The 23493-nt window shown below is 66.8% G+C and carries 21 protein-coding genes and 1 tRNA gene; 8 read left to right on the top strand and 14 right to left on the bottom strand.

What is annotated here, in order from left to right; all coding sequences use genetic code 11:
- Positions 1-40 precede the first annotated feature (40 nt).
- Positions 41-649, top strand: coding sequence for an HdeD family acid-resistance protein (locus AC1C2S_RS18200; protein WP_495354008.1), 609 nt, complete (start codon positions 41-43; stop codon positions 647-649).
- An 83-nt stretch (positions 650-732) separates the two neighbouring features.
- Here AC1C2S_RS18200 and AC1C2S_RS18195 read toward each other — a convergent pair whose 3' ends face one another.
- Entirely contained in the window at positions 733-1506 is a 774-nt protein-coding gene (locus tag AC1C2S_RS18195) for an SDR family oxidoreductase (RefSeq protein WP_495354007.1), read from the bottom strand.
- A 137-nt stretch (positions 1507-1643) separates the two neighbouring features.
- Here AC1C2S_RS18195 and AC1C2S_RS18190 point away from each other — a divergent pair, with 137 nt between their 5' ends.
- From AC1C2S_RS18190 to AC1C2S_RS18175, 4 genes are all read left to right on the top strand, one after another.
- Positions 1644-2117 (top strand): NfeD family protein, encoded by a 474-nt coding sequence (locus AC1C2S_RS18190; protein ID WP_495354006.1) that lies wholly within the window; start codon positions 1644-1646, stop codon positions 2115-2117.
- Positions 2118-3059, top strand: coding sequence for an SPFH domain-containing protein (locus AC1C2S_RS18185; protein ID WP_495354005.1), 942 nt, complete (start codon positions 2118-2120; stop codon positions 3057-3059).
- Between the two features lie 9 nt (positions 3060-3068).
- Complete coding sequence (locus AC1C2S_RS18180; RefSeq protein ID WP_495354004.1) at positions 3069-3824, top strand: glycerophosphodiester phosphodiesterase family protein; 756 nt, start codon at positions 3069-3071, stop codon at positions 3822-3824.
- Between the two features lie 84 nt (positions 3825-3908).
- Positions 3909-4274 carry an RNA polymerase-binding protein RbpA gene (locus AC1C2S_RS18175; protein WP_495354003.1) on the top strand — a complete coding sequence of 122 codons (366 nt, stop codon included), beginning with the start codon at positions 3909-3911 and terminating at the stop codon, positions 4272-4274.
- Here the strand turns inward: AC1C2S_RS18175 and lnt are convergent.
- Genes lnt through AC1C2S_RS18130 form a run of 9 tightly spaced genes read right to left on the bottom strand, consistent with a single transcriptional unit; the run spans position 4271 to position 14191 of the window.
- On the bottom strand, positions 4271-5833 hold the full coding sequence (gene lnt, locus AC1C2S_RS18170; RefSeq protein WP_495354002.1) for an apolipoprotein N-acyltransferase: 1563 nt from the start codon (positions 5831-5833) through the stop codon (positions 4271-4273). The two genes, AC1C2S_RS18175 and lnt, sit on opposite strands and share 4 nt — an antisense overlap.
- 30 nt (positions 5834-5863) lie before the next feature.
- Positions 5864-8293, bottom strand: coding sequence for a DEAD/DEAH box helicase (locus AC1C2S_RS18165; protein ID WP_495354001.1), 2430 nt, complete (start codon positions 8291-8293; stop codon positions 5864-5866).
- A 12-nt stretch (positions 8294-8305) separates the two neighbouring features.
- Positions 8306-9103 carry a twin-arginine translocase subunit TatC gene (tatC, locus tag AC1C2S_RS18160; protein ID WP_495354000.1) on the bottom strand — a complete coding sequence of 266 codons (798 nt, stop codon included), beginning with the start codon at positions 9101-9103 and terminating at the stop codon, positions 8306-8308.
- Positions 9104-9108: 5 nt separating this feature from the next.
- Positions 9109-9321 carry a twin-arginine translocase TatA/TatE family subunit gene (tatA, locus tag AC1C2S_RS18155; protein ID WP_495353999.1) on the bottom strand — a complete coding sequence of 71 codons (213 nt, stop codon included), beginning with the start codon at positions 9319-9321 and terminating at the stop codon, positions 9109-9111.
- A gap of 37 nt (positions 9322-9358) precedes the next feature.
- Positions 9359-10378, bottom strand: a complete 1020-nt coding sequence (locus AC1C2S_RS18150; protein ID WP_495353998.1) for a helix-turn-helix transcriptional regulator — start codon at positions 10376-10378, stop codon at positions 9359-9361.
- On the bottom strand, positions 10378-11439 hold the full coding sequence (locus AC1C2S_RS18145) for a helix-turn-helix transcriptional regulator (protein WP_495353997.1): 1062 nt from the start codon (positions 11437-11439) through the stop codon (positions 10378-10380). The genes AC1C2S_RS18150 and AC1C2S_RS18145 overlap by 1 nt, the downstream gene beginning before the upstream one ends.
- A gap of 50 nt (positions 11440-11489) precedes the next feature.
- Complete coding sequence (locus tag AC1C2S_RS18140; protein WP_495353996.1) at positions 11490-12425, bottom strand: FKBP-type peptidyl-prolyl cis-trans isomerase; 936 nt, start codon at positions 12423-12425, stop codon at positions 11490-11492.
- A 42-nt stretch (positions 12426-12467) separates the two neighbouring features.
- Entirely contained in the window at positions 12468-13520 is a 1053-nt protein-coding gene (locus AC1C2S_RS18135) for a tRNA (adenine-N1)-methyltransferase (RefSeq protein WP_495353995.1), read from the bottom strand.
- Positions 13517-14191 carry an HAD family hydrolase gene (locus AC1C2S_RS18130; protein WP_495353994.1) on the bottom strand — a complete coding sequence of 225 codons (675 nt, stop codon included), beginning with the start codon at positions 14189-14191 and terminating at the stop codon, positions 13517-13519. The genes AC1C2S_RS18135 and AC1C2S_RS18130 overlap by 4 nt, the downstream gene beginning before the upstream one ends.
- Positions 14192-14265: 74 nt before the next feature.
- On the opposite strand from AC1C2S_RS18130, the gene AC1C2S_RS18125 reads away from it, so the two are divergent.
- Positions 14266-15186: a PAC2 family protein gene (locus tag AC1C2S_RS18125; protein ID WP_495353993.1), complete on the top strand. Its 921-nt coding sequence runs from the start codon at positions 14266-14268 to the stop codon at positions 15184-15186.
- Positions 15187-15212: 26 nt separating this feature from the next.
- Here AC1C2S_RS18125 and AC1C2S_RS18120 read toward each other — a convergent pair whose 3' ends face one another.
- Both AC1C2S_RS18120 and AC1C2S_RS18115 read right to left on the bottom strand, forming a co-directional pair.
- Positions 15213-16040: an undecaprenyl-diphosphate phosphatase gene (locus tag AC1C2S_RS18120; RefSeq protein ID WP_495353992.1), complete on the bottom strand. Its 828-nt coding sequence runs from the start codon at positions 16038-16040 to the stop codon at positions 15213-15215.
- Between the two features lie 112 nt (positions 16041-16152).
- Complete coding sequence (locus tag AC1C2S_RS18115) at positions 16153-17478, bottom strand: M20/M25/M40 family metallo-hydrolase (RefSeq protein ID WP_495353991.1); 1326 nt, start codon at positions 17476-17478, stop codon at positions 16153-16155.
- Between the two features lie 111 nt (positions 17479-17589).
- Between AC1C2S_RS18115 and AC1C2S_RS18110 the strand changes: the two genes are divergently transcribed.
- Positions 17590-17673 (top strand) — tRNA-Leu (locus tag AC1C2S_RS18110).
- A gap of 164 nt (positions 17674-17837) precedes the next feature.
- Here AC1C2S_RS18110 and AC1C2S_RS18105 read toward each other — a convergent pair.
- The gene (locus AC1C2S_RS18105; RefSeq protein ID WP_495353990.1) at positions 17838-18281 is read right to left on the bottom strand and encodes a MarR family winged helix-turn-helix transcriptional regulator; all 444 of its coding nucleotides are present in this window, start codon (positions 18279-18281) and stop codon (positions 17838-17840) included.
- Positions 18282-18383: 102 nt separating this feature from the next.
- Here AC1C2S_RS18105 and AC1C2S_RS18100 point away from each other — a divergent pair, with 102 nt between their 5' ends.
- Positions 18384-19211 carry an SDR family NAD(P)-dependent oxidoreductase gene (locus tag AC1C2S_RS18100; RefSeq protein ID WP_495353989.1) on the top strand — a complete coding sequence of 276 codons (828 nt, stop codon included), beginning with the start codon at positions 18384-18386 and terminating at the stop codon, positions 19209-19211.
- A gap of 52 nt (positions 19212-19263) precedes the next feature.
- Here AC1C2S_RS18100 and AC1C2S_RS18095 read toward each other — a convergent pair whose 3' ends face one another.
- The gene (locus AC1C2S_RS18095; RefSeq protein WP_495353988.1) at positions 19264-23487 is read right to left on the bottom strand and encodes a family 78 glycoside hydrolase catalytic domain; all 4224 of its coding nucleotides are present in this window, start codon (positions 23485-23487) and stop codon (positions 19264-19266) included.
- Positions 23488-23493 lie beyond the last annotated feature (6 nt).

Genomic DNA, 23493 nt, shown 5'->3' with positions numbered 1-23493 from the left:
CCTGACCCTGCACAGGACCCGCCACCAGAAAGGACACATCATGTCTACGTCGCAGCCCAGTGGGCTATTCGCGTCATTCTCGCTCGACGCTTCCTCGCTGACGAAGTCGGCGATCAACACCATTCGCGCGACGCTCGGCATCAGCGGTGCCGTCGCGCTCATCTTCGGCCTGCTGATCACGTTCTGGCCGAAGAACTCCGCCGTGGTCATCACGGTGCTGTTCGGCATCTACTTCCTGATCGCCGGCATCGCCTATCTCGGGCTCGGCATCTTCTCGAAGGGGATCTCGGGCGGCGCACGGGCGCTCGACATCATCCTCGGTGTGCTCTTCGTGATCGGCGGCATCATCGTGCTATCGAGCCCGAGCGAGTCGGCAGTCTTCCTCGGCATCTTCCTCGGCATCCTCGTCGGCATCCTGTGGATCGTCGAAGGCGTCGTCGCACTCGCCCAGTCCAGTGACGCCGGTTCGAAGGGGTGGGCGATCTTCTTCGGCATCCTGAGCATCGTCGCCGGCATCGTGCTGTTGTTCTCGCCGTTGTGGGGCGCTGTCGTGCTCTTCATCATCGCGGGCATCAGCCTGATCGTGCTCGGCATCGTGCAGATCGTGCGCGCCTTCACCTTCGGACGCGGCGTCACCGCCGCGGCATAGCCCGAGCGAACCGAAGGCCGGCCGAAGCAACTGCTTCGGCCGGCCTTCCGCCGTCTCAGGTGAGCGAGTTCGAGCGGGTGCGGTCAGGCATCGCCTTCGCGAGCGAAGCCCGAAGTGTCGCCGACGTACCGGGTGTTCTCCGCGGGTACAGGGTCGACCGCGGCCGATGCGACCTCGGCGGCGAACTCCGCGACGTTGAAGAGCCGCCCGGCGTCTTGCTTTCGCGCTTCGATCGCGCCGGGGTTGGCTCGCTCGAGCAGCGTCGCCGTGATGGTGCCCTCGATCATGTCGCCCGAGACGACGACGAACTCGACTCCGGCGGCCTCGAGTTCGGGCAGCTTCGCCCGCAGGGCGTCTTCGCCGGCCCTCTTGGAGAGCGCGACCGCCTCGTATTCGGGCATGGTCGGCGTGGTGCGGATGAAGTGCGCCTGGTGGCTCGTGACGAAGACGACTCGGGCGCCGGCAGCGAGATGGGGCAGCGCGCCCTCGACGACGTTCACCTGCGCATCGCGGTTCAAGCGCATCGCATAGTCCTCGCCCATTCCTGTCTCCATGCCGCCGGAGGCATTGAGCACGAGGATGTCGATCGGGCCGAGCTCCGCGACCGCACGATCGAACATCGAGGCGACGGATGCCGCGTCGGTCAGGTCTGCCGCGATCGCGATCGCAGTGCCGCCTGCCGCCGAGATCTCGGCCACGACCTTCTCGGCCCGGGGCGCCTTGCTGCGGTAGTTCACGACGACGGATGCTCCGGCTGCAGCGAGGTACCGGGCGGTGTCGGCGCCGATTCCACGCGAAGAGCCGGTCACGAGGGCGACGCGGCCGTCGAGCGAACCGGGGGCGAGCGGGTTGGTCACAGTGGTACTCCTCGAGGCTGAACGGACTTGATCCGCGGCGGAACAGGCGAACCGAGACTATCAACTCCGCCGGCTGATCCCCGTGGAGTCATGCGCACTGATAGTTTCGGTACAGGCCGCGTGCGAAGGAGAACGAATTGGATGTCCTGACCCAGTACGCGTGGATCGTCTGGCTGGTGTTGATCCTGGCATTCGCGACCATCGAGGTCTTCACTCTTGAGATGACGTTCCTGATGCTCGCACTCGGCAGCGTTGCCGGGCTCCTCTCCGGGCTCTTCGGCATTCCGTGGTGGGCGCAGTTCATCATCGCGGCACTCGTCGCGATCGCGCTGATCCTGACGCTGCGGCCCTCCTTACTCCGAATGCTGCGCCGCGGCGGCGACCCTGCGCGGAGTAACATCGACGCGCTCATCGGCGCCGACGGTCAGGTCGTGCGCACGGTGACCGCAGCGGGTGGGCAGGTGCGCCTGCGGAACGGTGATGTCTGGACGGCGCGATTGTCGCCCATCACCGAGCAGTCGGATGTCGCGGTCGGCGAGCGTGTGCTCGTCACGGGTATTGACGGGGCGACGGCCGTCGTCGTCCCGATTGAGAGGAGCACTGGAGCTTAGATGGATATTTCCAGCATCGTCGTGACGGTCATCGTCATTGCGATCGTCATCTTCGTCATCGTCGTCTTGTCGAAGTCGATCCGCATCATTCCGCAGGCGTACTCCGGCGTGGTCGAGCGGCTGGGGCGGTACCACAAGACGCTCAGCCCGGGCTTGAACGTCCTCGTGCCGTTCATCGATCGGCTTCGCCCGCTCGTCGACATGCGCGAGACGGTCGTCTCCTTCCCGCCGCAGCCGGTCATCACCGAAGACAACCTCGTTGTCTCGATCGATACGGTCGTCTACTTCCAGGTGACCGATGCGCGAGCAGCGACCTACGAGATCGCCAACTACCTCGGTGCGGTCGAGCAGCTCACCACCACGACCCTTCGTAACGTCGTCGGCGGGCTGAACCTCGAAGAGGCGCTCACCTCGCGCGACAACATCAATGGCCAACTGCGCATCGTGCTCGATGAGGCGACCGGCAAATGGGGCATTCGCGTGGGCCGCGTCGAACTGAAGGCGATCGACCCGCCCCACTCCATCCAGGATTCGATGGAGAAGCAGATGCGCGCCGAGCGTGACCGCCGCGCGCTCATCCTCACCGCCGAGGGCACCAAGCAGTCCGCGATCCTCACCGCCGAGGGTGCTCGTCAGGCCGCCATCCTCTCAGCGGAGGGTGATGCGAAGGCCGCGGTGCTCCGCGCTCAGGGCGAGGCCGAAGCGATCCTCACGGTCTTCGATGCCATTCACAAGGGCGACCCCGACCCGAAGCTCCTCGCATACCAGTACCTGCAGACACTCCCCCAGATCGCACAGGGCGAGTCGAACAAGCTCTGGATCGTGCCGAGCGAACTCACCGAAGCGTTGAAGGGCATCGGCAAGGCGTTCACGCCCACCGCCCCGGCCGGGCCGGCCGGTTCTGCTCCGGATGCCTCTGGGACCACCGGTCAGCGTCTCTGACCCGAATCCGTGGCCTCCGCGTACTTCGAGCCGTCGAGGCCGCGTGTGCTCGCGCACCGCGGCCTCTCGCTCGATGCCCCCGAGAACACGCTGCTCGCCTTCGCGAAGGCGGTTACGATCGGCTGCGAGTACATCGAGACCGACGTGCACCTGACGCACGACGGCACCGCTGTGGTGGCGCACGACCCGACCCTCGAGCGTGTCGCGGGTCGCCGGGTCGAGGTGGTGAAGCTCACGATGCCCGAGTTGCGACGCATCGATCTCGGCAGCGCCCAGGGCTTCTGCTCGCTCGAGGAAGCGCTCGATGCGTTCCCCGAGACGCGGTTCAACATCGATGTGAAGGTCGAGGGTGCGGTCGCACCAGCCGTCGAAGCGGTTCGCCGACTGCGGGCGGCACCGCGTGTTCTGCTCACGAGCTTCTCTGAAGCGCGCCGCCGACGGCTCGCCGCTCAGGTACCCGAAGCGGTCACCTCGGCGGGCGCCGCCGGCGTCATCCGCGTTCGTCTCGCCTCGCTCTCGGGTTCGACGAAGGCCCTCACCCGATCTCTCCGGGGTGCCCGAGCGCTGCAGGTGCCTGAGCGCACCGGCCCCCTGCGACTCGTGACCGAACGGTTCGTCGCGGCCGTGCACCGCGCAGGCGCCGAGGTGCACGTGTGGACCGTCAACGAGGCACCCGACATGCAAAGATTGCTCGATCTCGGCGTCGACGGTCTGGTGACCGACCGTGCAGACATCGCATTGCCGCTCATCGTCGCTCGAAACTGAGAATTCCCCGCTAAACGTCAGGCTGCGGAAAGGGAACGCCCAGCTTGATCGTTTAGACATGTAGACGAGAGAGAGGAGTACGCCATGGCGGACAGGAGCCTACGGGGAATGCGCATCGGCGCACAGAGCCTGCAGAGTGAAGACGGTGTGGTGTTCGCTGCCCGAGCCGAATACGCCTATCGCTGCGAGACGTGCGGTCGCGAGACCGTGATGACCTTCTCCACCGAGGCCGAGCTGCCCGAGTCGTGGGAGTGCAAGCACTGCGGAGCATCCGCAACGCTGCTCGTGGACTCGAAGCCGGTCGAGATCGACCGCTCGGGCGAGAAGGTGGCGCGCACCCACTGGGACATGCTGCTCGAGCGCCGCACTCGTGCCGAGCTCGAGGAACTGCTCGAAGATCGCCTCAACTACCTGCGCGCCCGCCGCGGCCAGCAGAAGATCGGCGCTTAGACCGCACTCGTTGCACCGTGCTCATCGTCGCCGTCGCGAGATCGGCGGCGAGCGATGAGTCCCGCGGCGATGAGCGCCGCCAATGACCCGAGCGTGATCACGAGCGGAACACTGCCGCCGAGCACCACTGACGGGGTGAGTCCGTCGCGCAACTCGACGTCGGTGACCATGGCACCGGGCTCATCGGCCGGGAGCGAGTCGATCGTGCGCCCCGTCGGGTCGATCACCTGACTCGTGCCGACGGTCGAGATGTTCACAACCGATCGGCCCGTTTCGATCGCACGGAGTCGCGCGATCGCAAGCTGCTGCTGGTTCTCATCGGTGCCGCGGAAATCCGCGTTGTTCGTCTGGAGCATGTAGAGCTGCGCGCCGTCGCGTGCACCCTCCCAGATCACTTCGTCGTAGATGACGTCGAAGCAGATCGCGAGCCCGGTGACCGCCTCGCCGAGATCGAACACGGGCGCGTTCGTGCCGGGCGTGTAACCGCGCTGGATGAGCCCAGTGAGATCGCCGGCGATCGCATCGAAGAACCAGCGATCGGGGATGTACTCGCCGAACGGTACGGGGTTGCGCTTGTCGAATTGATCGACGGCGCCCTCGTCGGCACGCCAGAGCAGCGATGAGTTGAAGTAGAGCTCTTCGCTCGTCGTCACCGTGTTCAACACGATCGGCGCATCGAGACGTTCGGAGAGCCCATCGAAGATGCGTGCAACGGACTCACTTCGCGTCGGGTCGATATCGGAGCCTCCCTCGGGCCAGAGCAGCACGTCGATGCCCGGTTCATCGAGGATCGGCTCGGTCGCTGCGAGCTGTGCGGCCAAGACGTCGCCGGGCTCACGCTCGTCGAAGTATCCCGCAGGACCGTCGCCCTGCACGCTCGCCACCCGGATCTCGCCGGCGGGCGTCGTCGGCCAAGCCGGCACGAGCACCGCGACGGCGACGAGGGTCACCGTCGGCACCGCGAAGCTCAGGCGGCGCCAGCCTGCCAGCCGGACCCATTCGATGATGCCCGACACGAGCGCGACCATCAGGAACCCGAGCCCGGTCGAGCCCACCCATGACACGACTTGGGCGAACGGGCTCTCCGACTGGCTGAGGGCGGCGCGACCCCACGGGAATCCGCCATAGGGGAAACTCCCGGTCACTGCTTCGCGCACGCACCAGAGGCCGGCCACGAGCAACGGCAGCGCGATGAGCCTCACCCATGGCGAGGTACTCACGCGTGGCATCCATCGGTACGCGAGCGCGATCAGCACGCCGCCGCCCGCGACGAAGAGCGACTCGAGCACCGAGAGCGCGAGCCAGGGCACAGGACCGAGATAGAGCGCCGTCCACGACACCTGCAACAGGTAGAACGTGATCCCGAACGCGAAGCCGACGAGGGCGGCGCCCCAGGCGGATCGACCGATCAGGCCGATCAGGCCGAGCCCGATGCCGAGGAAAGCAGCCGGCCAGATGCTCGCGCCCGGAAAACCGAGATCGTAAGTGAACCCGCCCGCGATCGCGGCGAGCACCGCACCCCAGAGCGGAAGCAGGGGGCGTACTGCGTTCTCTGGCACCAGCTCAGCCTAGGCGACGACGAAGGTGGCTCAGGCGACGGTGCCGTACGCCACGACGCCCCGCCGCACGGCGTCGATGGCCGCTCGTGCGGTGGCGCCGAGTTCGGCATCGGCGACGATCGAGATCTGGTCGAGCAGGTCGACCACTTGCTTCGCGAGACGCACGAAATCACCCGCGGCGAGCTCGGTGTCGCCGAGCACGGTTCCGAGCCCGGTGCCGCGCGCCCACGAGTGCATCGCCGAGGCGAGCGCGGGTGAGGGCACCTCGCTGCCGGGGAGTCGATGCTCGCGCTCCAGGTCATCGAGCACGCTCCACGTGTCGGCCGTGCGTTCGAACGCCTCACGGAACCGCCCACGCGGCAGTCGATACTCGACACCGCTGTCGTCACGCCGCGGCTCGTAGACGAGGGCGGCGGCCATCGCGGCCAGCCCTGCTTCGTCGAGACCATCCCAGAGACCGCGCCGCAGGCACTCCGCCACGAGCAAGTCGCGCTCACCGTAGATGCGCTTCAGGATGCGCCCGGAGGAAGTGGAGACGAGTGCGCCGTCGCTGTCACGTTCGAGATAGCCGAGCGACTCGAGCACTTCGGTGACCCGGTCGAAGCGCTTTGCGACCTGACCCGTGCGGGTGCGGATCTGGCGTGAGAGCTGCTCGTGCTCCTGCTTCAGCCGCCACCAACGCTCCGCCCAACGCGCGTGCGACTCGCGCTCGGCACAGCCGTGGCACGGGTGCGCCCGCATCGCCTTTCGGGCGGATACGAGCTCACGCTGCATCCGCTCGCGTTGCCCGTGCGTCGGATTGCCCTTCGATGTCTGACGTTCGATCTCGCCGATGCGACGGCGAAGTGCCGCGTACTCGCCGAAATCGCCGAGGTGGCAGGTCATCGCCTGCTCGAAGCCCGCCATCGACTCCTCTTGCTTGCGCAGGGTGCGCGCGAGATCGACGACGGCGCGGTCGGCCTGGAACTGTGCGAACGAGAGCTCGAGGATCTGTCGGGTGCGTTCCCGACCGAACTGGTCGATCAGGTTCACGGCCATGTTGTACGTCGGCCGGAAGCTCGAGTTGAGCGGGTAGCTGCGACGCGACGCCAATGAGGCGACCGCCTCGGGGTCGAGACCGTCGACCCATTGGATGACGGAGTGTCCCTCGACGTCGATGCCCCGGCGGCCGGCGCGCCCCGTCAGCTGGGTGTACTCCCCCGGTGTGATCGGCACACGCGCCTCGCCGTTGAACTTCTCGAGCTTCTCGAGCACCACCGATCGGGCGGGCATGTTGACGCCGAGGGCGAGCGTCTCGGTTGCGAAGACGATCTTCAGCAGCTTCAGCTGGAAGAGCTCTTCGACGATCTCCTTGAACGCGGGCAGCATGCCGGCATGGTGGGCTGCGACGCCGCGCTCGAGACCCTCGAGCCACTCCCAGTACCCGAGCACCGCGAGGTCTTCGTCACGCAGCACGCGCGCCCGCATTTCGACGATCTGCCTGATCTCGGCGCGCTCGGCCGAGTCGGTGAGCCGGATGCCGCTGCGCAGCACTTGCCGCACCGCCTGGTCGCACCCGGCGCGCGAGAAGATGAACGAGATCGCGGGCAACAGGTTTTTGCCCTGCAGGAGGGCGACGACCTCCGCCCGGTCGGCGCGACCGTTGCCGCGCGCTTCGCGATGGTATCGGCCACGGTCGCCGCCGCGCTGCCCACGCGTCGACCGGCCGGAGATCGACCGACCGCCGGCTCGGGCGAGCTGTTTCAGTTCAGGGTTCACCCGATGGGTCGCCGCCTGGCCCGACGAATCGAAGAGGTCGAGCAGCTTCGACTTGACGAGCACGTGCTGCTCGAGCGGCACCGGCCGCTCTTCGGAGACGATGACGTCGGTGTCCCCGCGCACCGCTTGCAACCAGTCGCCGAACTCTTCTGCGTTGGAGACGGTCGCCGAGAGCGAGACGAGGCGCACCGCCTCGGGCAAGTGGATGATGACCTCCTCCCACACCGCTCCGCGGAAGCGGTCTGCGAGGTAGTGCACCTCGTCCATCACGACGTACGCGAGTCGGTCGAGCAGCGGCGAGTCGGCGTAGAGCATGTTCCGCAGCACCTCGGTCGTCATGACGACGATGCGAGCTCCGGAGTTGATGTTCGTGTCGCCTGTGAGCAGACCCACGGACTCGGCACCCCAGGTCTCGACGAACTCCTGGTACTTCTGGTTCGAGAGCGCCTTGATGGGGGTCGTGTAGAAGACCTTCGCACCGGGCTCCTGCATCGCGAGGAACACCGAGAACTCGGCCACCACCGTCTTGCCCGCGCCGGTGGGAGCCGCGACGAGCACGCTTCGACCCTCGTCGAGCGCACCGCACGAGGCGAGCTGGAACGGATCGAGATCGAAGCGGAGACCCGAGACGAACTCGGCGAGGCGGGGCTGGCGGTGCTGCCGGCGAGACTGCGCGTAACGCTCGGCCGGCGAGGGGCTCATCACCCCTTCAGCCTAGACAGCCGCGCCGAATTCGGCCTCGTTGCGGCGCGCGACACGACGATCGTGCAGATGCGCGATGAACCATGCGGCGAAGTAGAGCACGATCATCGGGACCGCGAGCATGAACATCGACACGACATCGGCCGACGGCGTCGCGATGGCCGTGAACAGCACGATCACGAGAATCGCCACCCGCCACGACTTGATGATCGCCGCCGCACTGATCACGCCGGCGAAGTTGAGCAGTACGACGAAGACCGGCACGACGAAGGCGATGCCGATCGCAACGACGAGTTTCAGCACGAAGTCGATGTACTCCCGCGCGGTGAGTAACGACAGCGAGCCTTCGGGAACGAATCCGGTCATGAGCTTCACGATGTTCGGCAGCACGAACCAACCGGCGGCGCAACCTGCGAAGAACAGCGGAATCGCGGTCACGAAGAAGACGAGTGTGAAGCGCCGCTCCCGCGTGTTGAGTCCCGGCACGAGGAAGGCGAAGACCTGATAGAGCCAGACCGGACTCGAGAGCACGATGCCGACGGTGAATGCGATCTGCAGGTAGAGATCGAACCCACTCGAAATCGTCGGAAAGACGAGGGACGTCTCATTCGATCGCGCCTCGGCGACGCGCTCGACCGGTTCTTGGAGCGCGTTCCAGATGAACAGATCCGTAAGCCACCAACCGAGGCCGGTGCCGACGACGATCGCGATCGCCGAGACGAAGAGGCGCTTGCGCAGCTCGATCAAGTGCTGACCGAGCGACATCCGTTTTTCGCGGCTCTTCTCGCCGCGATCTTTCACCGCGGTCACCGGAATCAGGACTTCTTGCCGGAATCCGGCTCTTCGGTCTTCGTCGTCTCGTCGCTCGGTGCCTCGCCGTCAACCTTGTCGGAGCGAACCTCGGTCTTCAGGATCTTCATCGACTGGCCGAGGCTGCGAGCGAGCGCCGGAAGCTTGGGCGCGCCGAAGAGCAGCAGGATGACCACGAGGATGATCAGCGCATGCCAACCGGTGAAGCCTTGCCACATGGGTGTTCGTCCGTTCGTCGGTGAGGGTGACGACAGTCTACCTGTCGTCAGTGCCCGGCGGTTGTGATCGCGCTTCGGATGCCTCTTGCTCGGCGTATCCCGCCAGGCCCGCCGTCGCCCACTCGGCGACGACCGCGCGGGCCTCAGCCGGCTCGACGACCGTCACAAGCCCGGGCAGACCGGCGACGAGACGCTTGAGGCCGTGCACGTGTGCGAGCCGGAGCGTGACCCGCAGCCGCCCGTCGACCGCCTCGGTGCGGGAATCCGCGAGATAGTCGGCGAGGAGCGGCAACGTCTCGGGCGCCACATCGACGACGACGTCGAGATCGGACTCGGAACTCTGGAAGAGGGTGTCGGGAACGACGCGATCGGAATGATCACCGATCGGCGCATCGGAGACGAGGAGGTCGCTCATGCGGTCGACGCGGAAATTGCGCACGTCTTCGCGCGTGTGACAGTACGCCTGCAGGTACCAGTCGGCGTCTTGGGAGAGGATCCGCAGTGGATCGACGCGCCGTCGGCCGGCGACGCCGAGTGCGTTGCGGTAGTCGAACTCGAGCTGCCGTCCGCCCGTCACCGCGGCCCGGATGAGCGCCAGCGAGGCATCCGCTTCGGATTCGGCGACCGCCAGGCGGCTGGGCGCCGCTGAGGCGCCGGCCGTGAGCTTGGCCATGAGCGAGGCGAGCGATGCCCGGCCGGCGTTCTCGGGCGATGCCGACATGTATTGGAGCCCCGCGATGAGCGCGGCGGCTTCACGTGCCGAAAGCCTCGGTGCGTCATCGATCGCGACGTGGTGCACGATGACGATGACGTCTTCGTCTTCGAAGGAGTCCCAGTCGATGTCGAAGAGATCGTTCGGCTGGTAGGTGCCGGTCTCGCCGGGCAGACCCGAGGTGGCGATGAGGCGCACCGCAAGCCGGATCTCCTCTTCGGACATGCCGAAATGCGTCGCGGCCTCGGCGACGTCGACGACCCGCTGCTCGAGCAGGTACGGCACGAACGAGAGCAGGAAGATGAGCTTGTCGGGTGCCTTCAACGGCTTGGATCGCTTCGCCATCAACGCGCCTCCCGCTCTGCTGCGCCGTGCTCGATCGGATCGTGAAGCGCGGTGGCACGATGAGCGGCGACAACCGCCGCGAGGCGGTCGCGCACCGCCGCGCGCAACGACTCGGGCGAGAGCACTCGAATTTCGGGGCCGTAGGCTGCGAGCTCGTCGGCGAAGACCGCCGCATCGGTGTAGTGCAGTCGGATGACCCCGGCGTCTTCGTCGCCTTCGATCGCCCGCTTGCCGAGCCGTACTTCGGCATCGCTGCCAGCTGAGACGGCGAGGTCGGCCACATTTGACAGGTGCAGTTCTTGCAGCTCGGCGATGATGCGGTCTTGGATGCCGAGCGGCGGGGCCTCGAAGCTCGAACCGGGCACGGGCGTCACCTCGCCGATGATGCGCGAGAGCAGGAAGGTGCGCACGTCGCCGGCCGAGCGATCATGCGCGTGCAAGTGCCACCGGCCGTCGTGCAGCACGACGGCGTACGGATCGACCGTGCGCAGTCGCGGCTCGGCCTCACCGGGCTTGAAGTAGCGGAACTGCACCGCATGTCGACGGTCGAGGGCTTGCCGCAGCGGCTCGAATGCGGTGTCGCGCACTCGGAGCCGGGGTGCGTAGCCGATCACCGGCTCGCGCGGCTCGATGCCGAGAGAGCGCAGCTTCGTGAGCGCGCGCTGCGAATCGGCCGACAAGGATGCCTCACGCCAGACCTCGGCCGCAAGGCCGAGCAGCGCGAGTTCGTCAGGAGTGAACCTGACCTCATCTGGCAGGTTGTACTGCCCCTTCGGTATGCGGTAGCGCAGCGCCTGATTGTCACCCGGGCGATCGGGCGACTCGACGGTCTCGAGCGGAATGCCGAGTTCGCGGATGTCGTCTTTGTCGCGCTCGAACTGGCGCTCGAGGTTCGCGTTCTGACCACCGGAATCGAAGCGATCGGCATAGCCGCGAACGGTCGAGAGGATCTCCGCTTTCAGGAGGCCCGTCTCGGTCGCGAGCAGCGCGAGAACAAGACTGAAGAGGCGATCCTCGACGGGAATCCTCGACTCGCCCCTTGCCTCTCCGCCGCTTGCCACAGGTGCGATCTTACTGAACCGCGGCGACCGCGACGGCCGCTCGGACCGGGTCAGACGACGCCCAGGATGTCGATCACGAAGAACAGGGTCGAGTTCGCGGGAACCTTCTCGTTCGCCTGGTCACCGTAGCCGTCAGCCGGCGGGATCACGACCGCGACCTGCGAGCCGACCTTCTGGCCGATGACCGCCTTCGAGAAGCCCGGTATGACCTGGCTGCCTTCGCCGTCGGCGACGACCATGTTCACCGGGGCACCATTCTCCCAAGTCGAGTCGAACACCTCGCCGTCAGCCCAGATCACGCCCGTGTAGTGCACGACGACCGTGTCGCCGGATTCGACGACCTCGCCCGAACCGGCCTTCAGCACCTCGACCTCGGTCGTCTCGAACGGGTCCGCCTTCGGCACGGTGATGCCGGGCCGCCCATCGGGTGCGAGCACGACGGCGGGGAACCCGTCGCGACTCAGCTGCACCGCGCCATCGGCGCGCGACGGGAACGCCCGCATCACGTCGAATACCGCAACCACACTGTCGCCGCCCGCGGCGCCGTTCGGGTCATCGGACGGGCGGATGGCGTCTTCGGACGGTGCAACGACGACAACCCGCGATCCCTCTCGGGCGCAGGTCAGTCCCTTCGTGAAAGCGATCAGCGTCTCGCCACCGACGACGAGCGGAACCGGCTCCTCGTCGTAGCCGACGGTCTGCACTTCTTCACCGGTCGTGCCGTTGAAGAGCGACGCGCCGAGCAGCACGAACTGGCCCTCTTCGAGCAACTCCCCGTCGCCGGCGATGACCTCGGTGCACTGCGTCTCTTCGGGCGCGAGCGGCGACGGGAACTCGACGCGTGGCTTCTCGCCGAAGTCGCCCTTCACCGTGACAGCACTGGAGGAATCACCGGATCCCGCCTCTGGCGCAGGCGCCGAAGCGCACCCCGACAGGGTCAGGGCGATGAGGCCGGCCGTGGCGATGAGCGCGAATGACGAGCGCACTGATCCTCGATTCCTAGGTGATCGGTGAGGGGCGTAGAAAGCCTACCCGGCAGAACCTGTGGGTTCCGTGCCGGGCGACTCGACAGCGGCAGCGTCCGCTGACGGAGGCGTATCGATCTCGCGCGAACGAGATGCCGCGGCATCCGCTTGCCTGACTCGCTTGCGCAGGCTCTTGTCGCTCACGTTGCGTTCCCCGAGCGCGCCGGGCGTCCATGCCTCGAAGTCTTCGTCGCTGAACTCGGTCTTCGACGGGCGTCGCTTGAGCTCGGGAAGGATCGTGTCCGGCGCGAGTCGGCGCGCGGTGATGAGAAAGCCCGTGTGCGCGATCATGCGGTGATCGGGGCGCACGGCGAGGCCCTGCACGTGCCAGCCCCGAACCATCGTCTCGCTCGACTGCGGCTCCGTGTACTCCCCCGTCGCGCGAATCGCTTCAGCAACCCGTGAAAGCTGCGTGGCGGTGGCGATGTAGCAGAGCAGCACGCCGCCGGGCTTGAGCGCAACCGAGACCGACTCGAGGCACTCCCATGGCGCGAGCATGTCGAGCACGACCCGGTCGACGGATGCCTCGGCAACGGTCTCGGGCAATGCCTCTGCAAGGTCCCCGAGCGTGATCGACCAGTTCTCAGGGTCGGCGCCGTGGAACGTCGCCACGTTGGCTCGGGCGACGCTCGCGAAGTCGTCACGGCGCTCGAAGGAGAAGAGGTGCCCGTCGGCGCCGATCGCCCGGAGCAGCCAGAGCGAGAGCGCTCCGGAGCCGACACCTGCCTCGACGACCTGCGCGCCCGGGAAGATGTCGGCCTGCGCGAGGATCTGGGCTGCGTCTTTCGGGTAGACGATCGCCGCACCACGGGGCATCGACATGACGAAGTCGGTGAGCAGCGGGCGCAGGGCGAGGTACTCGATGCCCGCCTGATTGGCGACGACCGAACCGTCGGGCCGGCCGATGAGGTCGTCGTGCGCGAGCAGGCCCTTGTGCGAGTGGAAGTGCGCGCCCGGTTGGAGAGTGATCGTGTGCAGTCGACCCTTCGGGCCCGTCAGTTGCACCCGGTCACCGACGCGGAATGGGCCGCTCTGCTCTCCCCTGCTCTCGGTCATGCTGTGGCCTGCCGTGCGGCGATGAGCCCCGCGATATCCGCGACCGTCGTGCCGTCGAGAGTCGGCCACAGTGCGCTCGACGGTTCGTCGTCGAGCGCGATGATGTTCGGAACGGCGACCGCGATCGCGCCGGAGGCGAAGGCGGAGGCGAGGCCCGCAGGCGAATCCTCGATCGCGACGCACTCGGCGATGTCCACGCCCAGCAGTGCCGCGGCCAGCAGGTACGGTTCGGGGTGCGGCTTCGCATTCTCGACGATGTCGCCGGTGACGATCACGTCGAATGCCTCGAACGGAATCGTCGAAATGATGTCGTCGGCCATCGAACGAATCGACATGGTCACGAGCGCGGTGGGCACGGATGCTTCGCGCAGTGCCCGCAGCAACTCGCGCGCTCCGGGCCGCCACGGCACGCCGTGCTCTTTCAACTGTTCGCGCACTCGCGTCGTGAGCCGATGCACGATGGCATCGGCATCGAGCGTGACGCCCTTCGCCTGGAAGTACGCCGCCGCCTCCCACAGGCCGCTGCCGACGAGTTCGAGCGCGTCGTCGTGGCCCCAGGAGCCACCGAAGGACTCCACGAGCTCTTCTTCTGCGGCCATCCAGTAGCGTTCGGTGTCGACGAGGGTACCGTCCATGTCCCAGAGGACTGCGGCGGGGAGGCGAGTGGTCACAACCGTCAAGTCTACGGGCACGGCCTATTGTGGAGGTGTACCCGGAATCCGGGGCGGAAAGCGGGGCACCAGGAGTGAATCAGCCGACCGGTTTCGAGGGCGGAAGGCTGCTCGTCGTCGCATTCGAAGGATGGAACGACGCCGGAGAGGCGGCGACCGGGGCGGCGAAGCTTCTCGTCGAGCGACTCGACCTCGTCGAGATCGCCGCCGTCGACCCCGAACTCTACTTCGACTACCAGTTCACGCGCCCGACCATCGTCGTCGATGATGACGGCGTGCGTCGTCTCGAGTGGCCTGGGGCGGCGATCATGGGCCCGGGCGATCTTCCCGTCGCTGACGATGCGGATGCCGACGACCGCGTCACGGGGCCGGGAGCCGACACCCTGCACGTGCTCATCGGTGCGGAACCGGCTCGCAGCTGGAAGGGCTTCGCCGCCGAACTCATCGATGCCGCGCTCGCGGCCGACATCGAGGGCATCGTGCTGCTCGGTGCGATGCTCGCCGACGCGCCACACACGCGGCCGCTCTCGATCTTCGCCTCGAGTGAGAACCCCGAAGTGCGGTCAGCGCTCGGCGTCGAGCGTTCGAACTATGAGGGCCCGGTCGGCATTCTCAGCGTCATCGCCGATCAGGCCGAGCGTGCGGGCATTCCCACGGTGTCGCTCTGGGCGTCGGTGCCGCACTACGTGCACAACGCCCCGTCGCCGAAGGCGGTGCTCGCCCTGCTCGGCAAGTTGGAGGAGCTCACGGGCCTCTCCATCCCCCGCGGCAGTCTCGAGATCGATGCCGCAGCGTGGGAGGCCGGGGTCGACGCGCTCGCCGCCGACGACGACGAGATGGCCGGCTACATCACCCAGCTCGAGCAGGCGCGCGACGCCGTCGATGCCCCCGAAGCGAGCGGCGAGGCGATCGCCCAAGAGTTCGAGCGGTATCTGCGCCGTCGCGGCGATGGCCCTGAGGGGCGTGCCGACGGTCGTGGCGACGGCCCCCGCTGAGGGTTTCTGCCCGACCCGACTCCAGCTCAGGCGGTGAGCGCGCCCGTGCCGAGCAGCACGAAGAGGGTGATGCCGAGCAGCACCCGGTAGATCACGAACGGCAGGAAGCTGCGCTTCGAGATGTAGCTCATGAAGAACGCGATCACGAGGATGCCGACGACGAACGCGACGAGCGTCGCCGCTGCGGTCTCGATCGGCCCGTACACCGTGGGCTCGCCGAGGCTCTTCACCAGCTGGAAGACGCCGCTGCCGAACACCGCGGGGATCGCGAGGAGGAACGCGTAGCGGGCGGCGGCCGCGCGCTCGTAGCCGAGGAAGAGTCCCATGGTGATGGTGCCGCCGGAGCGTGAGACTCCGGGGATGAGCGCCAGCGCCTGCGCGAGACCGAAGTAGATGCCGTGCGGCACCGTCAGATCGTCGAGCCCCCGCCGTTTCGCGCCCGCCCAGTCGGCGAGGCCGAGGATGAGCCCGAAGACGACGAGCATCGTGGCGACGATCCAGAGGGAGCGCAGGCTCGTCTCGATCTCGTCTTGGAAGAGGATGCCGAGCACGACGATCGGCACGGAACCGACGATGATGAGCCAGCCCATGCGCGCATCCGGATCATTGCGCGGGACCCTGCCCGTGAACGAACCGAACCAGTGCGAGACGATTCGCACGATGTCACGCCAGAAGAAGACCACGACCGCGGTCTCGGTGCCGAGCTGCGTGATGGCGGTGAACGCCGCACCCGGGTCTTGGGCTCCTGGCAGGAACTCCCCCAGGATGCGCAGGTGCGCGCTCGAAGAGATGGGAAGAAACTCCGTGAGTCCCTGCACGAGGCCGAGGATGAGCGCTTCGATCACGTGGTGCATCCGCCTTCCGCCTCCGCGGATTTCGGAGGGCTGTGCTGATCAGGGGCTGGTTCGGTCAGTAGTCGAGGAGGAGGTCTCGCAGGACCTGCCTCCCGAAGACTGACTGGTTCGGTCAGTAGTCGAGGAGGAGGTCTCGCAGGACCTGCCTCCCGAAGACTAATGCGTCGAGCGGCACCCGCTCGTCAACACCGTGGAACATCGCCGGGAAGTCCATGCCTTCTGGCAGCTTCAGCGGCGCGAAGCCGTATCCGGCGATTCCCAGCCGGCTGAGCGCCTTGTTGTCGGTGCCGCCCGAGAGCAAGTAGGGGAAGACCGGCACGCCGGGGTCGTGCACGCCGAGCGAGCGCTTCACGGCATCGACCAGGGCGCCGGATGTCGCGGCTTCGAGCCCGACGTCGCGGTGCACGATCTCGACGTCGACGTCGTCGCCGATGAGCGCCTGCACTTCGGCCAGCACCGCGTCTTCTTCGCCGGGCAGCGTGCGGATGTCGATGAGCGCCTCGGCCCGGTCGGGGATGACGTTGTGCTTGTATCCCGCGGTCAGGAGCGTGGGATTGCTCGTGGTGCGCAGGGTCGCAGTGATGAACCCCGACGCAGAACCCGTGGCGAGGGCGAGTTCGTCGGGTGACACCTGCTCGGGGTCGACACCCAGCACGCCCGCGATCCCGGCGAGCAGCTCCCGAGTGGTGTCCGTGAGCCGGACCGGCCATTCGGTGCGGCCGAGGGTCGCCACCGCCTCGGCGAGCTTCGTGACGGCGTTGTCGCGGATGAGCCTCGAGCCGTGAGCGGCGGTCCCACGCGCGACGAGTCGGATCCAGAGCAGCGACTTCTCCCCGGTCTGCAGGAGGTACGCACGCTGCCCGCCGACGGCGATCGAATACCCGCCGACCTCGCTGATCGCCTCGGTGGCACCCGCGAAGAGTTCGGGATGGTGGTCGACGAGCCATCCGGAGCCGAGGCCGCCACCCGCCTCCTCATCGGCGAAGAACGCCACGACGAGGTCACGTGCCGGCCGAGAGCCCGAGCCGATGATGTCGCCGAGGGCGGTCAACATCATCGCGTCCATGTCTTTCATGTCGACCGCCCCGCGACCCCAGAGCATGCCGTCGCGCACCTCACCGGCGAACGGGTCGACGCTCCAGTTGCGGGCATCTGCCGGCACCACATCGAGGTGCCCGTGCACGACGAGCGCCGGCTTCTCGGAGTCTCGCCCCGGAACCCGGACGACCACGCTCGTGCGTCTCGGTTCGGACTCGAAGATCTGCGGTGCGAGCCCGAGCGCTGCCAGCTGCGCCTCGACGTACTCGGCGGCCTCGCGCTCGCCGTTCGCCTTGCCCTCGCCGTAGTTGGAGGTGTCGAAGCGGATCAGGTCCCGTGCGACGATCGCCGTCTCATCGAGTTCTGGAACGAGGTCGGAATCGGTGGATGACGGGGCCATGCCATCACGCTAGCCGGGGCATCCTGCATTGGCCACCGTGTCGGAAGCGCCCCGGAAATCGTGCTAATGTCTTCTCTCGGGCCACCGAGGAATCGGAAGGCCCTGACACGAGCGCGGGTGGCGGAAATGGCAGACGCGCTAGCTTGAGGTGCTAGTGCCCTAACGGGCGTGGGGGTTCAAGTCCCCCCTCGCGCACGCTTGTGTCGAGAAGGCCGGATCATTGCGATCCGGCCTTCTTGCGTTTCCAGGACGTCTCCCCCCGGCACGAGGTACGTGACAGCACATGCTTGTTCGGGTGCCGAGCGGTACGGTCTCGTGGACGGGCGACGACATGAAGAGAGCGTGTGCCGAGCCCGAGGTCAGGGGGTGGCAGGCCCCGCTCCGAGGCTCCGCGACAGGATCCTGACGATCAGGTCGGAGAGCTCTCGCAGTTCGGCGGGTGAGGCGTGGACGAGCGGGCTTCGCTCGAGCGTCCCTGCGATGAGCTCCGCTCGCACTTCACGACCCCGTCGGGTGAGGGTCAGTACTTTCGATCTGCGGTCGTGCGAGTCGACCTGCCGCTCGACGAGGCCCTTCGACGCGAGGTGATTCGCGATGAAGCTGAGGTTCGGTGCATTGCAGTGGAGCCGTTCGCTGAGTGCCTTCATCGAAGGTGCCGGCTCAGCGGGGTCTATCGCCCAGAGGGCTTGAGCAGTCGCGGCGGTCAGTCCCAGGTCTGCGAGGAGGTCTTCCACGGCGTCGGTGGTGAGCATGAAGAGTTCATGGTTCGCCCGGACAGCCGGCTCCAGTTCAGCGGTGCTCATACCTCCACCGTACTTGCTTCGAGTCTCGAAGTGATACGGTGAAATCGTTCGACGCTCGAAGCAATTACCGACGTCGGCGACACACAACGAACGGACCCGCCCATGCACGATTTCACCGGCACGACCACCCTCGTCACCGGCGCCTCGCACGGCCTTGGCGCCGCCTACGCTGCGGAGCTCGCCCGACGAGGATCCAACCTCGTCGTCGTCGCCCGCTCCCGGGCAGTGCTCGATGCTCTCGCAACCCGTCTCGAGAACGACACGCACGTCACCGTTCACCCCATCGCAGCGGATCTGACCCAGTCGGGTGACCTCTCATCATTGATCGAAGAGGTGCACCGGCTGGACAGCCCCATCGACCTCCTCGTCAACAATGCCGGGACAGGGGCCGTCGGGCCCTTCGCCTCCGCCCCGCTGCAGCCGACACTCCGCTCCATCGACCTCAACATCAGTGCACTCCTCACCCTCACCCACGCTCTCGTCGGCGACATGGTGGCCCGTGGCGCCGGCGGCGTGATCAACGTCGCCTCCACCGCGGCGTTCCAGCCCATGCCGTACCAAGCCGGATATGCCGCGACGAAGGCGTTCGTCCTGTCCTTCACGGAGGCACTCGCGGAAGAACTCGAGAACACCGGCATCCGAGTGATGGGCGCACACCCCGGCGCGACGGACACCGGCTTCTTCAACGCCACGACCCACACCATGGATCCGAGAACCACCGACTCGCCGCAGAGTGTCGCGGAGCGCACACTCAACGACTTCGCCCGAGGGAGGAAAACCTCCTACCCCGGACGTGCCTCCACACGCCCGATGACCTGGGCGAGCCGGTTCCTCCCCCGCGCGACGGTCGCACGCATCACCGGAAACCTCAACAGGAAGGCGGGCATGGACAACGCGGCCATGCACGACACGCGAACAGCAGCTCCCTGAGGCATTGAACACGTGCATTCCGGCCTTCTTGCGTTTCTGGGAGACGGCGCCGCTAAACCCGCCGGGCGCGCCGTCGGCGAACGATGAGCGCCGAAGCTCCAGCGAGCAGCATCACGAGTACGATTCCGAAGGTGACGAACAGCTCGATGCCGGTAGCTGCGATCGTGCCACCGAGGGGCGTCTCACCATCACCGTGGGGAGGCGTCGCACCGTCTCCACCGCCACCGCCGGGAAGATCGCCGACGAGGAACACGAGTGCGTGCTCTCCCCCGCTGACCTCAGCCGGGATGTCCGCGGTGAGTGAGAAGAACCCGCTGTCGTCGGCTCGTTGGGAACCGATCACGGTCGATTCGGAGTCCAGTGCGAGGCGAACGAGTTCGCCCGCGACGAAGCCCGTCCGCTGCACAAGCAGCGTCTCACCGCCGGCGACCACGACGGCCGCGGGGTCGTCCGAAGACGCCACCGCCGCAGTTCGGTTTCCGGCATCATCCTGGGCCCGCACCCATGCGGTCGGAGCCAGGCCGTCCACGGCTGGCGACTGGGTCCAGTTCTCGCCGTCGGCGGAGTATTCGATCGCCGCCGCTCCCGAAGTGACAGGTGGGGACATGGAGGCGGCTCGTGCGAGCGCGCCGACCGGAGCTGCGTCCACGGCCGCCGCCGTCAGACGCCCGTCGTCATCCAGCCACGCCTGAACGCCCGGCACCGCACTGTCGATCTTGACGTGCGCCTCTTCGATCGACGAGGTGTTCGCCGCATCGTCGCTCGCGCGGGCGAAGACCGTGTAGACGCCGTCTGCGAGGGCCAGCGGTGTCGTGTACGCCTGCCACTGGCCGTCACCGACCTTGACCTCGATCGACGGCGCCGCGGCGACCTCGTCGGTGGCGCTGAGCGTTGCCGTTGCCTCGCTCGTCAGCCATCCCTCCTCTCCGGCGGCTCCCGAAACGTCGATGGTCACGGTCGGTGGCGTGACATCGGCTTCGGTTTCGCCGCTCACGAAGGAATAGTCGCCGGAGCCGATCTCGAGTACGACGTTCTCGCCATCCGCTGACCGGACGGTGATTCCGTCGACGTCGCCGACACTGATGCCGCCTTCGCTGATGTTCGCCGCGGACGCGGCGGGAATCGTCACGGCGGCCGTCGTACCCACCGGCACCGAGACATCGAGGGTCAGGCCGGTCTCGGTCGTCGCCCACGCAGAGGAGATCGTGCCGAACACCGATTCGAGGGTGCCCGTGGCATGGCTGAGCCCTCCTCCCATCGCCGGGGCGACGTCGAAGGTCCGGTATCCGGGACTCGTCGCCGAGATTCCGCCGATGTTCGCGTACATCCAATCGCCCACCGCGCCGTAGGCGTAGTGGTTGAAGGAGTTCAACCCACCGTCGACGAACGTGCCGTCGGGGTTGACGGCGTCCCAGCGCTCCCACATCGTGGTGGCTCCGAGCTTCACCTCGTACCCCCAGGACGGATACGTGTCGTTGCCGAGCAGGCGATACGCGAGGTCGGTGTGCCCGGTCGCGGTGAGCGCCGGAAGCAGCCACGGCGTGCCGAGGAACCCCGTCGAGAGGTGGTTGTCACGACTCGCGATCGCCTCGACGAACCTGTCGCCGACCTGCTGCAGACGGTCGTCGGGAATCAACTCCATGCCGATCGCGATCGCATAGGCGGTCTGACTGTCGCCGAGCACCGTGCCGTCGTCCGAGACGAAGTTGTCGACGAACGCCGTCTTGATGCGGTCCGCCAGATCCGCATAGTGCGCCTCATCGTCAGTGTCGCCGATGGCCGCGGCCATCTCGCTCATCTGACCGGCGGTGTATGCGTAGTACGCCGTGCCGAGCACACCGGCCTCGGTGGGATCGTCGAGGTTCAGCCAGTCGCCCAGATTGCCGTGAACACGGATCAGGTCCGGCCCCGTGGTGTTCGCTACGAACTCCATGAAGCGGCTCATCATGTCGTAGTTGTCACGGATGACGTCCGTGTCGCCGTAGCTCTTCCAGAGCGTGTAGGGCACGGTGATGCCGGCATCCGACCACCCAGTGCCGCCACCGCAGCAGCGGCCCACGATGTTCGGTGCCACCCCGGGCAGGTCGCCGTTGTCACCCTGAGAATCCTGCAGCGTGCGCAGCCAGTCGCCCAGGAAGTTGAGGGTGCTCTGGTTGTAGCTCGCGGTCGGCGCGAAGACGTTGATATCGCCGGTCCAGGCCAGTCGCTCGTCACGCGCCGGCGTATCGGTCGGGATGGAGAGGAAGTTTCCGCGTTGTCCCCACACGATGTTGCTCTGCAACTGGTTGAGCATCGGGTCCGACGTCTCGAGCGTGCCGGTGTTCGGCAGATCGCTGCCGATGACGAGCCCGGTGACCTGCTCGGTCGTCGGTGGTTCGCTCACGCCGGTGATCTCGACGTACCGGAATCCGTGGAACGTGAACGTGGGCGTGTACGTCGCCGCGCCGGTCTCGGCGAAGGTGTAACGGTCGGTCGCCTTCGCCCCGCGCAGGTTCTCGGTATACAGCGTGCCGTCCTGATAGATGGTCTCGCCATGACGGATGACTGCGGTGGAGCCTTCGACCCCCGTGAGCGTCACGCGCGCGACTCCGACCATGTTCTGGCCCATGTCGTAGATCCAGGTGCCGGGACTGATCTCGGTTCGGCTGAGCGCAGGGCGTTCCTCGGTCACGCGTACGGGTTCGTTCGCCTGGGGAGAGAGCTTGGCAATGGCACCGTCATCGGCGACCACGCCGACCTGCTCCCACGAGGCATCCGCGAAGCCGGGCGAGTCCCAGCCGTCGGGGAATCGACGAGCGTCGTACGTCTCGCCCATGATGATGTCCGATTCCACGAGCGGGCCGGCTGTCGTCTTCCATGACGAATCGGTCGACACCCACTCGTGCGAGCCATCCGTATAGTCGATGCGGAGCTGCCCGATGAACGACGTGCGATCACCCCAGATGCCCGTGCCGTAGCTGCCGACATTGCCGGCGTACCACCCGGTGCCAAGCTTCACGCCGATGGCGTTCTCGCCCTGCACCAGCAGCTCGGTGACATCGAAGCTCTGGTAGTCGATCCGCTTCTTGTACTCGGTCATGCCGGGGGCGAGCAGTTCGTCGCCGACGCGCTCGCCGTTGATGGCGACTTCGTACACGCCTCGAGCGGAAGAGTAGAGACGCGCCGAGCTGATCTCGCGATCAACGCCGAAGTCCTTTCGCAGCAGCGGTTGCGCGAGCTCCGAGCGCAGGATCGCCTCGATCGGGGCCACGACGTGCAGGTCACCGTCGACGACGGAACCGCCGGTGAATGGGTTCTGCCCATCGCTGAAATCGGTCTTGAGGAGGGTTCCGTGGGTTGGGGATTCAACGTCGATCGATCGCACGATCGAACTCTCGGGCCCCCCGCCGACCATCGACTGGCGGAAGCCCACGTATCCCCGGCTGAACGTCGTGTCGGTACGTCGGTCGATCTCGACGCCGTCGAGCGACGAGATCATCGTCGACCCCTCGAACGTCACCGAAAGGGTGTGCACACCGGTGCTGAGCTCTTCGATCGAGATGAACTCGGAGATGTCCTTGTTCACGAGCACCGTGTAATTGCCGTCGACCTTCACGTGCGGTCGGAACTGCGGAACCCCATCGGCGACCGTGAGCTGGATCATGTACCCGTTCTGGGTGCTCTCGGCCCGGGCGTAGAGCCCGAGCACGAGGTTCGTCATGGTGAAGTCGACCGAAACGGTGTAGTCCGACCACACCGCCAGCTTGTCGGCCGGGTCCGGAGCACCGATCCAGTCGGCATCCCATTGCTCGTCAGTCCACAGACCGGTTTCGAACCAGGCCCGCGCGCTCCACGCGGACTCGGAATCGTGATCGTCCCAGACCCGAACCTGCCAGGCGTAGCGCGTCTGCGATTCCAGCGGCCTGCCGTCGTAGACGACATTGAGCTGGTCGTCGGACGACACCTTGCCTGAAGACCACACGTCCTCAGGGGCATCCGTCGACTCGCTGCCGGTGACGCGCACCTCGTAGGCCGCCTGCGTGACACCGCGTCCAGGGGACGTGCTCTTCCAGCTGAACACCGGGGGCGCTTCGTCGATGCCCAGGGGGTCAGTCAAGCCGTTCACGCGCAGCCCGTCGACGCTGAGCGACTCCGGCGCTGCGGCGGCTGGCGTGGCCGAGGGCGGCATCGCGGCGGTCGCGGAGCCGAGCAGGAGTCCGAGCGCCGCCCCCACTGCGACCAGCAACCGCAGCGGGCTGCGAATCTTCGAAGGCTTGGGACTGGTTGGAATGGTCAAGATACC

The sequence above is a fragment of the Agromyces sp. Y782 genome (genome assembly GCF_059445405.1).
Note: the sequence above shows the minus strand (reverse complement) of the source record. Positions and strands in the feature narration are given on the sequence as shown.